The 14,286-nt window shown below is 70.9% G+C and carries 12 protein-coding genes; all 12 read left to right on the top strand.

Annotated features, from left to right (window positions below; genetic code table 11):
* The first annotated feature begins 39 nt into the window (after positions 1–39).
* The 12 genes from ACH4D5_RS31650 to aroA all read left to right on the top strand — a co-directional run bounded on the left by ACH4D5_RS31650 (position 40) and on the right by aroA (position 14,169).
* The gene (locus ACH4D5_RS31650; RefSeq protein ID WP_398309080.1) at positions 40–882 is read left to right on the top strand and encodes a nitrilase-related carbon-nitrogen hydrolase; all 843 of its coding nucleotides are present in this window, start codon (positions 40–42) and stop codon (positions 880–882) included.
* Positions 879–2,162: an aspartate aminotransferase family protein gene (locus ACH4D5_RS31645; RefSeq protein WP_398309077.1), complete on the top strand. Its 1,284-nt coding sequence runs from the start codon at positions 879–881 to the stop codon at positions 2,160–2,162. The genes ACH4D5_RS31650 and ACH4D5_RS31645 overlap by 4 nt, the downstream gene beginning before the upstream one ends.
* Before the next feature lie 65 nt (positions 2,163–2,227).
* Positions 2,228–3,622 (top strand): dihydropyrimidinase, encoded by a 1,395-nt coding sequence (gene hydA, locus ACH4D5_RS31640; protein ID WP_398309074.1) that lies wholly within the window; start codon positions 2,228–2,230, stop codon positions 3,620–3,622.
* A gap of 404 nt (positions 3,623–4,026) precedes the next feature.
* Positions 4,027–4,935, top strand: a complete 909-nt coding sequence (locus ACH4D5_RS31635; RefSeq protein ID WP_398309071.1) for an aromatic prenyltransferase — start codon at positions 4,027–4,029, stop codon at positions 4,933–4,935.
* A gap of 209 nt (positions 4,936–5,144) precedes the next feature.
* Positions 5,145–6,125: a mevalonate kinase gene (gene mvk, locus ACH4D5_RS31630; protein WP_398309068.1), complete on the top strand. Its 981-nt coding sequence runs from the start codon at positions 5,145–5,147 to the stop codon at positions 6,123–6,125.
* On the top strand, positions 6,115–7,170 hold the full coding sequence (gene mvaD, locus ACH4D5_RS31625; protein WP_398309065.1) for a diphosphomevalonate decarboxylase: 1,056 nt from the start codon (positions 6,115–6,117) through the stop codon (positions 7,168–7,170). The genes mvk and mvaD overlap by 11 nt, the downstream gene beginning before the upstream one ends.
* Positions 7,167–8,282 (top strand): phosphomevalonate kinase, encoded by a 1,116-nt coding sequence (locus ACH4D5_RS31620; RefSeq protein ID WP_398309062.1) that lies wholly within the window; start codon positions 7,167–7,169, stop codon positions 8,280–8,282. The genes mvaD and ACH4D5_RS31620 overlap by 4 nt, the downstream gene beginning before the upstream one ends.
* Positions 8,279–9,370, top strand: a complete 1,092-nt coding sequence (fni, locus tag ACH4D5_RS31615) for a type 2 isopentenyl-diphosphate Delta-isomerase (RefSeq protein ID WP_398309059.1) — start codon at positions 8,279–8,281, stop codon at positions 9,368–9,370. Before ACH4D5_RS31620 ends, fni begins: the two co-directional genes overlap by 4 nt.
* Complete coding sequence (locus ACH4D5_RS31610; RefSeq protein WP_362989245.1) at positions 9,367–10,428, top strand: hydroxymethylglutaryl-CoA reductase; 1,062 nt, start codon at positions 9,367–9,369, stop codon at positions 10,426–10,428. The genes fni and ACH4D5_RS31610 overlap by 4 nt, the downstream gene beginning before the upstream one ends.
* Positions 10,429–10,431: 3 nt before the next feature.
* Complete coding sequence (locus ACH4D5_RS31605) at positions 10,432–11,607, top strand: hydroxymethylglutaryl-CoA synthase (RefSeq protein ID WP_398309056.1); 1,176 nt, start codon at positions 10,432–10,434, stop codon at positions 11,605–11,607.
* A gap of 138 nt (positions 11,608–11,745) precedes the next feature.
* On the top strand, positions 11,746–12,747 hold the full coding sequence (locus tag ACH4D5_RS31600; RefSeq protein ID WP_398309053.1) for a 3-oxoacyl-ACP synthase III family protein: 1,002 nt from the start codon (positions 11,746–11,748) through the stop codon (positions 12,745–12,747).
* Between the two features lie 144 nt (positions 12,748–12,891).
* Positions 12,892–14,169 carry a 3-phosphoshikimate 1-carboxyvinyltransferase gene (aroA, locus tag ACH4D5_RS31595; protein ID WP_398309050.1) on the top strand — a complete coding sequence of 426 codons (1,278 nt, stop codon included), beginning with the start codon at positions 12,892–12,894 and terminating at the stop codon, positions 14,167–14,169.
* Positions 14,170–14,286 lie beyond the last annotated feature (117 nt).

Below are 14,286 nucleotides of genomic sequence, written 5' to 3'. Positions count from 1 at the left end.
TCATCGGTGCCCTCCCACGGGCCTACGAAGGAGCAGCTCATGGCCAACGTCGTACGCGCCGCACTGGTTCAGGCCACCTGGACGGGCGACACCGAATCAATGATCGCCAAGCACGAGGAGCACGCCCGCGAGGCCGCCCGGCAGGGCGCGCAGGTGATCGGCTTCCAGGAAGTCTTCAACGCCCCCTACTTCTGCCAGGTCCAGGAGGCCGAGCACTACCGCTGGGCCGAGCCCGTCCCCGACGGGCCCACGGTCACCCGCATGCGGGAACTGGCCCGCGAGACCGGCATGGTGGTCGTCGTCCCCGTCTTCGAGGTCGAGCAGTCCGGCTTCTACTACAACACCGCGGCCGTGATCGACGCCGACGGCAGCTACCTCGGCAAGTACCGCAAGCACCACATCCCCCAGGTCAAGGGCTTCTGGGAGAAGTACTACTTCAAGCCGGGGAACCTCGGCTGGCCCGTCTTCGACACCGCGGTCGGCAAGGTCGGCGTCTACATCTGCTACGACCGCCACTTCCCCGAAGGGTGGCGGCAGTTGGGCCTCAACGGCGCCCAGCTCGTCTACAACCCCTCCGCCACCCACCGCGGCCTCTCCGCGCACCTGTGGCAGCTCGAACAGCCCGCCGCCGCCGTCGCCAACGAGTACTTCATCGCCGCGATCAACCGCGTCGGCCAGGAGGAGTACGGCGACAACGACTTCTACGGCACGAGCTACTTCGTCGACCCGCGCGGCAAGTTCGTCGGCGAACCCGCGAGCGACAAGGCCGAAGAACTCGTCGTCAGGGACCTCGACTTCGGCCTCATCGAGGAAGTACGCCAACAGTGGGCGTTCTACCGCGACCGCCGTCCCGATGCCTACGAAGGGCTGGTGCAGCCGTGACCGATCTGTACGACCGCCACCGGGCAGTGCTGCCCGACTGGCTCGCGCTCTACTACCAGCGGCCGATCGAGCTCACCCACGGCGAGGGCCGCCATGTGTGGGGCGCCGACGGCAGGAAGTACCTCGACTTCTTCGGCGGCATCCTCACCACCATGACGGCCCACGCACTGCCCGAGGTCACCAAGGCGGTGAGCGAGCAGGCGGGCCGCATCATCCACTCCTCGACCCTCTACCTCAACCGGCCGATGGTCGAACTCGCCGAGCGCATCGCGGCGTTGTCCGGCATCCCCGACGCGCGCGTCTTCTTCACCACATCGGGCACCGAGGCCAACGACGCGGCGCTGCTCCTCGCCACCGCCCACCGCCGCTCCAACCAGATCCTGGCGATGCGCAACAGCTACCACGGCCGGTCCTTCACCACCGTCGGCATCACCGGCAACCAGTCGTGGTCGCCGACCAGCCTCTCGCCCCTCCAGACGCTGTACGTCCACGGAGGCGTCCGCAGCCGCGGCCCGTACGCCGCACTGAGCGACGCCGAGTTCACCGCGGCCTGCGTCGCCGACCTGCGGGACATGCTCGGGCAGACCCGCGGGGGAGTGGCGGCGCTGATCGCCGAGCCGGTGCAGGGCGTCGGCGGCTTCACCTCGCCGCCCGACGGCCTGTACGCCGCGTTCCGCGAAGTCCTGGCCGAGCACGGCATCCTGTGGATCGCCGACGAGGTGCAGACCGGCTGGGGCCGCACCGGCGACCACTTCTGGGGCTGGCAGGCGCACGCGCAGCACGGCCCGCCGGACATCCTCACCTTCGCCAAGGGCATCGGCAACGGCATGTCGGTCGGCGGCGTCGTGGCCCGCGCCGAGGTCATGAACTGCCTCGACGCCAACTCCATCTCGACGTTCGGCGGCTCCCCTGTCACCATGGCGGCCGGCCTCGCCAACCTCACGTATCTCCTGGAGCACGACCTCCAGGGCAACGCGCGGCGCGTCGGCGGGCTCCTCATCGAGCGGCTGCGGGCCATCTGCGCCCAGCTGCCCGTCGTACGCGAGGTGCGCGGACGCGGCCTGATGATCGGCGTCGAACTGGTCGAACCGGGCACGGACCGGCCGAACCCGCAGGCGGCCGCCGCCGTGCTCGAAGCGGCCCGCGAGGGCGGCCTGCTCATCGGCAAGGGCGGCGGGCACGACACCAGCGTGCTGCGCGTCGCCCCGCCGCTCTCGCTGACCGTCGCCGAGGCGGAGGAGGGCGCCGCGATCCTCGAACGGGCGCTGCACAGCGCCTAGTCGGGGACCGCCCCGGTGCATGCGTGCAAGGACCCCGCAGGCCCGCAGGAAAGGGAGCGCACCACATGAGTACCCGCACTCTGATCACCGGCGGCCTGGTCATCACGGCCTCCGACGAACTGCCCGTCGACGTCCTGATCGCGGACGGCCGGGTCGCGGCGCTGGCCACCCCGGGCAGCCACGGGTGGACCGCCGACCGCGTGCTCGACGCCACCGGGAAGTACGTGATCCCGGGCGGCGTCGACGCCCACACGCACATGGAGATGCCGTTCGGCGGCACCCTCGCCGCGGACACCTTCGAGACCGGCACCCGCGCCGCGGCCTGGGGCGGCACCACCACCATCGTCGACTTCGCGATCCAGCCCAAGGGCGGCACGCTCGCGGAGGGGCTCGACGCATGGCACGAGAAGGCGGCCGGGCGGTGCGCCGTCGACTACGGCTTCCACATGATCATGTCGGATGTGAACGAGTCCTCGCTCAAGGAGATGGACACCCTCGTCTCCTCCTCCGGTGTCACCTCGTTCAAGCTGTTCACCGCCTACCCGGGCGTCTTCTTCTCCGACGACGGGCAGATCCTCCGGGCCATGCAGCGCGCCGGTGCGAACGGCGGTCTCGTGATGGCGCACGCGGAGAACGGACTCGCCATCGATGTCCTCGTGGAACAGGCGCTGGCGCGCGGCGAACGGGACCCCCGCCACCACGGCGAGGTCAGGAAGGCACTGCTCGAGGCGGAGGCGACGCACCGGGTCATCAAGCTGAGCCAGGTGGCGGGCGCGCCGCTGTACGTGGTGCACGTGTCGGCGCGGGAGGCCGTCGCCGAACTGACCAGGGCCAGGGACGACGGACTCCCGGTCTTCGGCGAGACCTGTCCCCAGTACCTCTTCCTGTCGACCGACAACCTCGCGGAGCCCGACTTCGAAGGCGCGAAGTACGTCTGCTCGACCCCGCTGCGCCCGCGCGAGCACCAGGAGGTGCTGTGGCGCGGGCTCCGGACGAACGACCTCCAGGTGGTCTCCACGGACCACTGCCCGTTCTGCTTCAAGGGGCAGAAGGAGCTGGGCCGGGAGGACTTCTCGAAGATCCCGAACGGCCTGCCGGGCGTGGAGAACCGCATGGACCTGCTGCACCAAGCGGTCGTCGAGGGGCACATCAGCAGGCGCCGCTGGATCGAGGTCGCCTGCGCGACACCGGCCAGGATGTTCGGCCTCTACCCGAAGAAGGGCACGATCGCACCGGGCGCCGACGCCGACATCGTCATCTACGACCCGCACGCCGAACAGACCATCTCCGCGCAGACGCACCACATGAACGTCGACTACTCGGCCTACGAGGGCAAGAGGGTGACGGGGCGCGTGGAGACGGTGCTGTCCCGGGGCGTACCGGTGATCGACGACCGCGTGTACACGGGCCGCGCGGGGCACGGGTCGTTCCTGCGGAGGGACATCTGCCAGTACGTGTGAGGCGTACCGGCCGTACATCCGGGCAGTGCTGACAGTACGTCTGAGCTGCGCCGACCGGGGCCCCGCCCAACTGGCGGGGCCCCGGCGCGACTTCACCCGATGTGACCCGGGTCACTTCAGAGGGGCCTTGGCTCGAAGGCGCCGCCCGTGTCACTATTTCTGCACGCCGACTCTGCCCAAAACCCGCCGCGAGGCCGTGGGTCGAGTGCCGTAGCCGCCGGTTCGTACCGGCGAGGCCGAGTCCGCGCTCGACGCAGTACCGATTCCCCTTCGCATTCCATCGCGTGATGGTGCCCCCTCCTTTTTGCTGCGATTTTCGCGGGCGGTGGGGGGATTGACGACCTTAAGTTGTGATGTAACCCGGCGAATTCGCCAAATTCGATCATTCGATCAGTGGAGGAACCATGTCGGAAAGCGCCGACCTGACCGAGCTTTACTCGATCATCGAGAAGACGGCCCAGGTGGTGGACGTCGCCGCTTCGCACGACAAGGTGTGGCCCATCCTGAATGCCTTCCAGGACGTGATCGCGGATTCCGTGATTTCCTTCCGGGCTTCCACCGGCAGCAGCGCGGACGACCTCGACTGCCGCTTCACGATGCTCCCGAAGGGCCTCGACCCATACGCCCGCGCCCTGGAGCACGGTCTCACCCCGAAGACGGACCACCCCGTCGGCAGCCTGCTGAAGGAGGTCCACGAGAACCTCCCCATCACCAGTTGCGGTGTCGACTTCGGCGTCGCCGGCGGCTTCACGAAGACCTGGTCCTTCCCCAGCGCCGAGAAGCTCGGCAAGATCTCCGAGCTGGTGAAGCTGCCGTCCATACCGGACGCCGTGGCCGCGAACCGCGACTTCTTCGAGAAGTGGGGCATCGCCGACATGGTGAGCACGGTCGGGATCGACTACTCGAAGCGCACGATGAACCTCTACTTCGGCGGTGGCGTGGGCGACCGCGTGCCGGCCGGGGTCTTCGAGGAGAAGGGCGTCCGGGCGATCCTCGGCGAGCTCGGCCTCGCGGCGCCGAGCGAGGAGCTGCTCAAGTTCTGCGAGCGCTCGTTCGTCATCTACGTCACCCTGAGCTGGGACTCGCCGAAGATCAACCGGTTCACGTACTCCGTCATGACGCCGGAGCCGCTGGGCCTCCCGGTGGACCTCGCCCCGACGTTCGAGCGGCTCATCAAGAGCGCGCCGTACGACACCGAGGGCCGCAACTACGTCTACGGCATCGCGTCGACGCCGAAGGGCGAATACCACAAGATCGCGTCGTACTACCAGTGGCAGAAGCGCGTGGAGAAGCTGCTGCGTTCCGACGGCTGACCACGCTCCCGCCCGCCGGGGCGGGCATTCAAAAGGGCTTGCGCAGCGGCGTTTCCATGCCGCTCCGCAAGCCCTTTTTCTGGAACGGTTGGGGTTCAGACGGCACCCGGCCAGCTTCATTCCTTCCTAGAAATCTGGATGATGCGATCTCCATGCAGAAAAGACAAAGGGAGCTGAGTGCGTTGACGCCACCGACCTCGGCGGAGGGGGTGTCAGAAATCCGTCGGGCCCGCTCGGTCGGAATCGGCCGCGCCCATGCGAAGACCATTCTGCTGGGGGAGCACGCGGTGGTCTACGGCGCTCCCGCACTCGCGCTCCCGGTGCCCCAGCTGACGGTCACGGCGAGCGCCGGATGGTCGGCCAAGGCCCCGGGCGACACCGGCGACGTGTCGCTGACGATGACCGGCTCCGCCTCGCGCCCCGTCGCCACCCAGGCCTCCGACTGGCTGCGCCGACTGACCGCCGAATTCCGGACAACCATGAACGTCGCCGAGGACGTGCACCTCGACGTGATCCTCGACTGCGCCATCCCGCCGGGCCGCGGGCTCGGCTCCAGCGCGGCATGCGCGCGGGCCGTCGTCTTCGCGCTGGCCGACCTCTTCGACCGCGAGGTCACCCCGCAGACCGCCTTCGACCTGGTGCAGACCGCCGAGAACGTGGCGCACGGCCGCGCCAGCGGCGTCGACGCCACCGCCGTCGGCGCCCCCGGACCGCTGCTGTTCCAGCAGGGCCGCTCCGAGGAACTGCCCATCGGCTGCGAGGGGTTGTTCATCGTCGCCGACAGCGGCGAGGTGGGCCGCACCAAGGACGCCGTCGGCCTGCTGCGCGAGGGCTTCCAGCGCCACGAAGGGGCACAGGAGCGGTTCGTGCGCCGCGCGACCGAGCTGACCGACGAGGCCCGGCACGCCCTGGCCGACGGAAAGCCCGAAGAGCTCGGCTCCCGCATGACGGAGTATCACGAGCTGTTGCGCGCCGCCGGGTTGAGCACCGAGCGGATCGACGCACTGGTCGACGGAGCGGTCTCGGCGGGCAGCCTCGGCGCCAAGATCACCGGAGGTGGCATGGGCGGCTGCGTGCTCGCACTGACCCAGTCGGAGCAGGCGAGCGCGGTCACCCGGCAGCTGCACGAAGCCGGTGCCGTACAGACATGGGTCGTACCGCTGAGGGGGTTTGCCGGTCATGGGCGCTGAACAGCAGGCCACCGCCGTGCGCACGGCGCCGACGGGCGCGACGGGCACCGCGACCGCCGTGGCGCACCCGAACATCGCACTCATCAAGTACTGGGGCAAGCGCGACGAGCGGCTCATCCTGCCGCGCACCGACAGCCTGTCCATGACCCTGGACATCTTCCCCACGACCACCCGCGTCCACCTGGCCCCCGGGGCCGACCACGACGAGGTGACGCTCGGCGGCACCCCGGCGGAAGGCGAGGCACGGCGGCGCATCGTCACCTTCCTCGACCTGGTGCGCGAGCGGTCCGGCATCGCCGACCGGGCCGTCGTCGACACCGAGAACACCGTGCCCACCGGGGCGGGCCTCGCGTCCTCCGCGAGCGGCTTCGCCGCCCTGGCGGTGGCGGCGGCCGCCGCCTACGGCCTCGACCTCGACGCCATCGCGCTGTCGCGCCTCGCCCGGCGCGGCTCAGGATCGGCCTCCCGGTCCCTCTTCGGGGACTTCGTCGTCTGGCACGCGGGCCGGGAGACCGGCACCGACGAGGAAGCCGACCTGAGCTCGTACGCCGAGCCGGTGCCCACAGGACCCCTTGACCCCGCCCTGGTCGTCGCCGTCGTCAACGCCGGACCCAAGGACGTGTCCAGCCGCGCCGCCATGCGACGCACCGTCGACACCTCGCCGCTCTACGAGCCGTGGGCCCTCTCCAGCAAGGACGACCTGGCCGACATGCGCCGGGCACTCGGCCGCGGCGACCTCGAAGCCGTCGGGGAGATCGCCGAACGCAACGCGCTCGGCATGCACGCCACGATGCTGGCGGCCCGCCCCGCCGTGCGCTACATGTCACCGGCCTCGCTCACCGTCCTCGACAGCGTGCTGCAGCTCAGACGCGACGGCGTGGCCGCCTACGCCACCATGGACGCCGGGCCCAACGTCAAGGTGCTCTGCCGCGCCGCCGACGCGGACCGGGTCGCCGACACCGTGCGGGCCGCCGCGCAGGGCGGCGCCGTCCACATCGCCCGCCCGGGCCCCGGCGCCCGGCTGCTGACCGAGGACGGCCGGTGACCGCTCGGCCGACGGTCGTCCGGCGCGCGCCGGGCAAACTGTTCGTCGCCGGCGAGTACGCGGTCGTGGAGCCGGGCAACCCGGCGATCCTCGTCGCCGTCGACCGGTACGTCACCGTCACCGTGTCCGACCCCGGCGAGCCCGGCGTCGCACTCTCCTCCGACCTCGCCCCGCGCACGGCACACTGCCGATGGCGGGACGGCCGGCTCGGCGGGGCGCAACCACCGGACGAACAACTGCTCCGCGAGCGCTTCGCCCACGTGGCGGCGGCCGTCGAGACCGTCGGCCGGCTGCTCGCCGAACGAGGCCTCCCCGAGCCCGCGCTCGACCTCTCGGTCAGCAGCGAACTGCACGACAACGGCACCAAGTTCGGCTTCGGGTCCAGCGGAGCGGTCGTCGTGGCCACCGTCGCCGCCATGGCCGACCACTGCGGCCTCCGCCTGACCCGCGACGCCCGCTACCGCCTCGCGATGCTCGCCACGGCGGCCCTCGAACCGAGGGCCTCCGGCGGTGACCTCGCCGCAGGCACCTGGGGCGGCTGGATCGCCTACCGGGCACCCGACCGGGCCGCCGTCCTCGACCTGGCCGCGAGAGCGGGCCTCGAGGAGGCCCTGCGCGTGCCCTGGCCCGGCCACGACGTACGCCCACTGCCGCGGCCCGCGGCCCTCTCACTGGAAGTCGGCTGGACCGGGACCCCCGCCTCCACCTCCTCCCTCGTCTCCGGCCTGGACCGGAAGACCTGGCGAGGCAGCGCCTCCCACCGGAGGTTCGTGGAGACCAGCAACGACTTCGTGCACGCCTCGGCCGACGCACTGGACCGCGCCGACCACGACGGGCTGCTGCGCCAGATCCGTCGCGCCCGCCAGGAGTTGGCGCGCATCGACGAAGAAGCCGGGCTCGGCATCTTCACGCCCCGGCTGACCGCGCTGTGCGACGCCGCCGAAGCGGTCGGCGGCGCGGCCAAGCCCTCCGGGGCGGGCGGCGGCGACTGCGGCATCGCACTGCTCGACGCCGAAGCGGCACCGGACATCGCCCACGTACGGAAACGGTGGACCACGGCGGGGGTGCGGCCCTTGCCGATCCGCCCCGCCATGGAAGGGAACGAAGCATGATCTCTCAACGCAAGGACGACCACGTCCGCCTCGCTGTCGAGCACCAGCGGCAGCACAGCGGACACAACCAGTTCGACGAGGTGTCGTTCGTCCACCACGCCCTGGCCGGCATCGACCGGCCCGACGTGTCCCTGGCCACGACCTTCGCCGGCATCTCCTGGCCGGTGCCGCTCTACATCAACGCGATGACCGGCGGCAGCGTCAGCACCGGCATCATCAACCGGGACCTCGCCATCGCCGCCCGCGAGACCGGCGTGGCCGTCGCCTCCGGGTCCATGAGCGCCTACTTCAAGGACCCGTCCTGCGCCGACACGTTCAGCGTGCTGCGCAAGGAGAACCCCGACGGCTTCGTCCTGGCCAACGTCAACGCGACGGCCTCGGTCGACAAGGTGCAGCGCGCCATCGACCTCGTGCGGGCCGACGCCCTGCAGATCCACATCAACACCGCGCAGGAAACACCCATGCCGGAGGGCGACCGGTCGTTCGCCTCCTGGGTCCCGCAGATCGAGAAGATCGCGGCGGCCGTCGAGGTCCCCGTGATCGTCAAGGAGGTCGGCAACGGCCTGAGCCGGGAGACCGTCCTGCTCATCGAGAGCCTCGGCGTCCAGGTCGCGGACCTCGGCGGCCGCGGCGGCACCGACTTCGCCCGCATCGAGAACGGCCGGCGCGAACTCGGCGAGTACGCGTTCATGCACGGCTGGGGGCAGTCCACCGCGGCCTGCCTCCTCGACAACCAGGACGTCGGCATCCCCGTCCTGGCCTCCGGCGGCGTACGCAACGCCCTCGACGTCGCCCGCGCGCTGGCGCTCGGCGCGTCCGGCGTCGGCGCCTCCGGCGGATTCCTCCGCACCCTGAAGGACGAGGGCGTCTCCGCGCTGATCGCGCAGATCTCGACCTGGCTCGACCAGCTCGCCGCGCTGCAGACCATGCTCGGCGCCCGCACCCCCGCCGAGCTGACCCGCTGCGACCTGCTGATCCACGGCGAACTCCGCTCCTTCTGCGCCGACCGGGGCATCGACACGGCGCAGTTCGCGCAGCGCTCCCGCTCCGTACAGGCCGCCCACGAACTGACGGGAAGCACCCGATGACCGAGACACACGCGATCGCCGGCGTCCCGATGCGCTGGGTGGGCCCCCTGCGCATCTCCGGCAACGTCGCCACCACCGAGACCCAAGTCCCCCTCGCCACCTACGAGACGCCGCTGTGGCCCTCCGTGGGCCGCGGCGCCAAGGTCTCCATGCTCGCCGAGAACGGCATCGTCGCCACCCTCGTCGACGAGCGGATGACCCGGTCCGTGCTCGTCGAGGCGACCGACGCGCAGACCGCGTACGTGGCCGCCCGCGCCATCGACGCCCGCATCGACGAACTGCGCGAAGTGGTGCGCGGCTGCAGCCGGTTCGCCCAGCTCATCAACATCCGGCACGAGATCAACGCCAACCTGCTCTTCATCCGGTTCGAGTTCACCACCGGTGACGCGTCCGGGCACAACATGGCGACCCTCGCGTCCGACGCGCTCCTGAAGCACCTCCTCGACACCATCCCGGGGATCGCCTACGGCTCGATCTCCGGCAACTACTGCACGGACAAGAAAGCCACCGCGATCAACGGCATCCTCGGCCGCGGCAAGAACGTGGTCACGGAGCTCCTGATCCCGCGCGACGTCGTCACCGACGTCCTGCACACGACGGCCGCCAAGGTCGTCCAGCTGAACATCCGCAAGAACATGCTCGGCACGCTGCTCGCCGGCGGCATCCGCTCGGCGAACGCCCACTACGCCAACATGCTGCTCGGCTTCTACCTCGCCACCGGCCAGGACGCGGCCAACATCGTCGAGGGCTCCCAGGGCGTCACCATGGCCGAGGACCGCGACGGCGACCTCTACTTCGCCTGCACGCTGCCCAACCTGATCGTGGGCACGGTGGGCAACGGCAAGGGCATCGAGTTCGTCGAGACCAACCTCGCCCGGCTCGGCTGCCGCGTCGAGCGCGAGCCCGGCGAGAACGCCCGCCGGCTCGCCGTGATCGCGGCCGCGACGGTTCTGTGCGGTGAGCTCTCGCTGCTCGCCGCGCAGACGAACCCCGGCGAACTGATGCGTGCACATGTCCAGTTGGAGCGCGACAACAAGACGGAAAAGGTCGGTGTGTAGGGCATGGCCAGTGGTTCAGGCATAGGAATTCACGATCTGTCGTTCGCGACGACGGAGTTCGTGCTGCCGCATACGGCGCTCGCCGAGTACAACGGGACGGAGATCGGCAAGTACCACATCGGCATCGGCCAGGAGTCGATGAGTGTCCCGGCCGCCGACGAGGACATCGTGACGCTGGGCGCGGCGGCCGCCGCGCCGATCGTCGCCCGGCACGGCAGCGAGAAGATCCGCACGGTGGTCTTCGCCACCGAGTCCTCCATCGACCAGGCCAAGTCGGGCGGCGTGTACGTCCACTCGCTGCTCGGGCTGCCGTCGGCGGCGCGGGTGGTGGAGCTGAAGCAGGCCTGTTACGGAGCGACCGCGGGGCTGCAGTTCGCGCTGGGCCTGGTGGCGCGTGACCCCTCGCAGCAGGTCCTCGTGATCGCCAGCGATGTGTCCAAGTACGAGCTGGACAGCCCCGGCGAGGCCACCCAGGGCGCCGCGGCGGTGGCGATGCTGGTGAGCGCGGACCCGGCGCTGGTGCGGATCGAGGGCCCCTCCGGGCTGTTCACCGCGGACGTGATGGACTTCTGGCGGCCCAACTACCGCGACGCGGCGCTGGTGGACGGCCAGGAGTCGATCAACGCGTATCTCCAGGCGGTGGAGGGCTGCTGGAAGGACTACAGCGAGCAGGGCGGCCGCTCCCTGGAGGACTTCGCGGCGTTCTGCTACCACCAGCCGTTCACGAAGATGGCCTACAAGGCACACCGCCACCTGCTGAACTACTGCGGCCTCGACACCGACAAGGACGTCATCGAGGGGCACCTCGGCCTGACCACGGCGTACAACAGGGTCATCGGCAACAGCTACACCGCCTCCGTGTACCTGGGCCTGGCCGCGCTCCTGGACCAGGCCGACGACCTGACAGGACGCTCGATCGGCTTCCTGAGCTACGGCTCGGGCAGTGTCGCGGAGTTCTTCGCGGGCGAGGTCGTGGCCGGCTACCGCGAGCAGCTGCGCACCGCCGAGCACCAGCAGGTCATCGAGCAGCGCAAGCCGCTGGACTACGCCGGTTACCGCGAGCTGCACGAGCGGTCCTTCCCCACCGACGGCGGGGACCACCCCACGCCGGTGCAGACCAGCGGCGCGTTCCGGCTGGCCGCCCTGCGCGGCCACAAGCGGATCTACGAGCGGCGGTAGCGGCATCGTGCGAGTACGGAGGTGCGTGGGCGGCCGGTCGGTGCCGCCCACGCACACCGCGCGCGAGTGCGGAGGTGCCGGACGGGCGCCGGAGAGACACAGAATCCATTCACGTCGCGTTGAGGGTGGGGCAGGCGAATGACCGGTATCGCAGCCGATATCGCAGTTCTCGGTACGGGCGCCTATGTGCCGGACCGTATCGTCTCCAATGACGAGGTCGGCGCGCCGGCCGGCGTCGACGGCGAGTGGATCGTGCGCAAGACCGCGATCCGGGAGCGGCGTTGGGCCGCGCCCGGCCAGGCCACCTCCGACCTCGCGGTGGCGGCCGGGCGGGCGGCACTGGAGTCGGCGGGCATCACCGTGGGCCAGCTGTCGCTGATCGTGGTGGCGACGTCCACGCCGGACCGGCCGCAGCCGCCGACCGCGGTCTATGTGCAGCAGCAGCTCGGTGCCCTCGGGGCGGCGGCGTTCGACGTGAACGCGGTCTGCTCGGGCAGCGTGTTCGCGCTTTCGGTGGTCGAGGGCATGCTGGCCCGCCAGGGCGGTCACGCGCTGGTGATCGGCGCGGACGTCTACTCGCGGATCCTGAACCCGGCCGACCGCAAGACGGTGGTGCTGTTCGGGGACGGGGCCGGGGCGATGGTGCTCGGCCCGGCCGGTGGCGGGGGCGCGGCCGGGGCGCGGGTGCGGCACGTCACCCTGCACACCGTCGGCGAGCTCGCCGGGCTGATCCAGGTGCCCGCGGGCGGCAGCCGGCAGCCCGCCGACCAGGCGGTCCTCGACGCGGGGCTGCAGTACTTCGCGATGGACGGGCGCGAGGTGCGCCGGTTCGTGGTGGAGCAACTGCCGCAGCTGACCAAGCAGTTCCTGCACGAGGCCGGCGTGGTGCCGGACGACGTCGCGCACTTCGTGCCGCACCAGGCCAACGGCGTCATGCTGGACACGGTCATCGAGGACCTCGCGCTGTCCCGGGCCACCACGCACCTGACCCTGGAGCGGTACGGCAACACCGGCGCGGCGTCGATCCCCATCACGCTGGACGCGGCCGCCCGCGAAGGGGCCTTCCGGCCCGGCGACCTGATCCTGCTCGCTGGCTTCGGCGGCGGCATGGCCGCGGGCCTCGCCCTGCTCGAATGGTGAAGGGACCACGGGCCTGACGCCGTGGTCCCGGAGCCACGGGCCTGACGCCCCGGCCCTGACGTGACCCCCTCTGACCGGGCCGGGGAGCTCCTTCCCCCAAGAGCGCTCCCCGGCCCTAACCCCCCGCCGTATGGAGGCACCCGCGTGATCACGGAGAAGGAGCCGGGCACCGGCCTGGCCGCCCGCGTACCGGGATCGAAGAGTCTGACCAACCGACTGCTTCTGCTGGCCGCCGCCGCCGAAGGCACGAGCACCCTCCGCGCCCCGCTGGTCAGCGAGGACACGGTCGCGTTCCGCGAGGCGCTCGGCGTGTCCGGCATCCCGGTGAAGAGCGGCCCCGACGACGCGTTCTGGCAGGTGACGGGCACGGGACACGGACCTGAGGGCCCCGCCAGGCCGTGGTGCGCGGACGCCGGGACGGCGGCCCGCTTCCTGCCCCCGTTCGCCGCCACCGGCCACGGCACCTTCCTCTTCGACGGCTCGTCCCAGCTGCGCGCCCGCCCGCAGCGCCCCCTGATCGAGGCGCTGCGCGCCCTCGGCGCCGACCTGGAGCCCGGCCCGGGCAACGGGCTCCCCCTGCTGATCCGCGCGCACGGCATCGAGGGCGGCGAACTCTCGGTCGACTCGTCCCTGAGCAGCCAGTACCTCAGCGGACTGCTGATGGCGGCCCCCCTGATGCGCCGCGGCCTCCAGGTCCGCACGGGAAGCAGCCTGGTCAGCCGCCCGTACGTCGACATGACGGTGGCCCTGATGCGGCGCTTCGGAGCCCGGGTCGAGGAGAGCGCGGACGGCACCCTCAGCGTCCGGCCGGGCGCGTACGACGCGACGGACGTCGTGGTCGAACCCGACGCGTCCTCCGCCTCGTACATCTTCGCCGCGGCGGCCGTCACCGGACGTACCGTCACCGTGCCCGGCCTCGGCACCGACAGTCTGCAGGGCGATCTCCGCTTCGTCGAGGTCCTCGAACAGGCGGGTGCCGAGGTGCAGGTGGGGCCGACGGCCACCACCGTGTCGGGCACCGGCCCGCTGCGCGGCGGCTTCACCGTGGACATGGGCGAGATCTCCGACACGTTCATGACGCTCGCCGCCATCGCGCCCCTCGCCGACGCGCCCATCACGATCCGCGGTGTCGCGCACGCGCGGCTGAAGGAGTCCGACCGGGTCGCCGCCATGGCGGAGAACCTGCGGGCCTGCGGCATCGAGACCTCCGAAGGGAAGGACTGGATCACCGTCCGGCCCGGAGTGCCGCGTCCCACCCGCATCGCGTGCCACCGCGACCACCGGATCGCGATGTCGTTCTCCGTCCTCGGGCTCGCGGTTCCGGACACGATCTCGCTGGACGACCCGGCCTGCGTGGCGAAGACCTTTCCGGACTTTCACGACGAGCTGCGACGCCTGTTCACCGGCGACGCCACCTCGTAGAGCACCGAATCACGCAGGGCAAAGGAGCACACCGTTGAGCAGGTTGCGTTGGCTGACCGCGGGGGAGTCGCACGGACCCGCGCTTGTCGCGACGTTGGAGGGTCTTCCCGCCGGCGT

Origin of the sequence: Streptomyces sp. NPDC018029 (assembly GCF_044327655.1) — a bacterium.
In the GTDB taxonomy this organism is placed as follows: domain Bacteria; phylum Actinomycetota; class Actinomycetes; order Streptomycetales; family Streptomycetaceae; genus Streptomyces.
This window is presented reverse-complemented; position numbering and strand designations above follow the sequence as displayed.

What these genes read in the sequence shown, in the direction of transcription:
- ACH4D5_RS31650 (WP_398309080.1), top strand. Translation starts at nt 40, where the DNA reads ATGGCCAACGTCGTACGCGCCGCACTGGTTCAGGCCACCTGGACGGGC.
- hydA (WP_398309074.1), top strand. Translation starts at nt 2,228, where the DNA reads ATGAGTACCCGCACTCTGATCACCGGCGGCCTGGTCATCACGGCCTCC.
- ACH4D5_RS31635 (WP_398309071.1), top strand. Translation starts at nt 4,027, where the DNA reads ATGTCGGAAAGCGCCGACCTGACCGAGCTTTACTCGATCATCGAGAAG.
- mvaD (WP_398309065.1), top strand. Translation starts at nt 6,115, where the DNA reads ATGGGCGCTGAACAGCAGGCCACCGCCGTGCGCACGGCGCCGACGGGC.
- fni (WP_398309059.1), top strand. Translation starts at nt 8,279, where the DNA reads ATGATCTCTCAACGCAAGGACGACCACGTCCGCCTCGCTGTCGAGCAC.
- ACH4D5_RS31610 (WP_362989245.1), top strand. Translation starts at nt 9,367, where the DNA reads ATGACCGAGACACACGCGATCGCCGGCGTCCCGATGCGCTGGGTGGGC.
- ACH4D5_RS31605 (WP_398309056.1), top strand. Translation starts at nt 10,432, where the DNA reads ATGGCCAGTGGTTCAGGCATAGGAATTCACGATCTGTCGTTCGCGACG.
- ACH4D5_RS31600 (WP_398309053.1), top strand. Translation starts at nt 11,746, where the DNA reads ATGACCGGTATCGCAGCCGATATCGCAGTTCTCGGTACGGGCGCCTAT.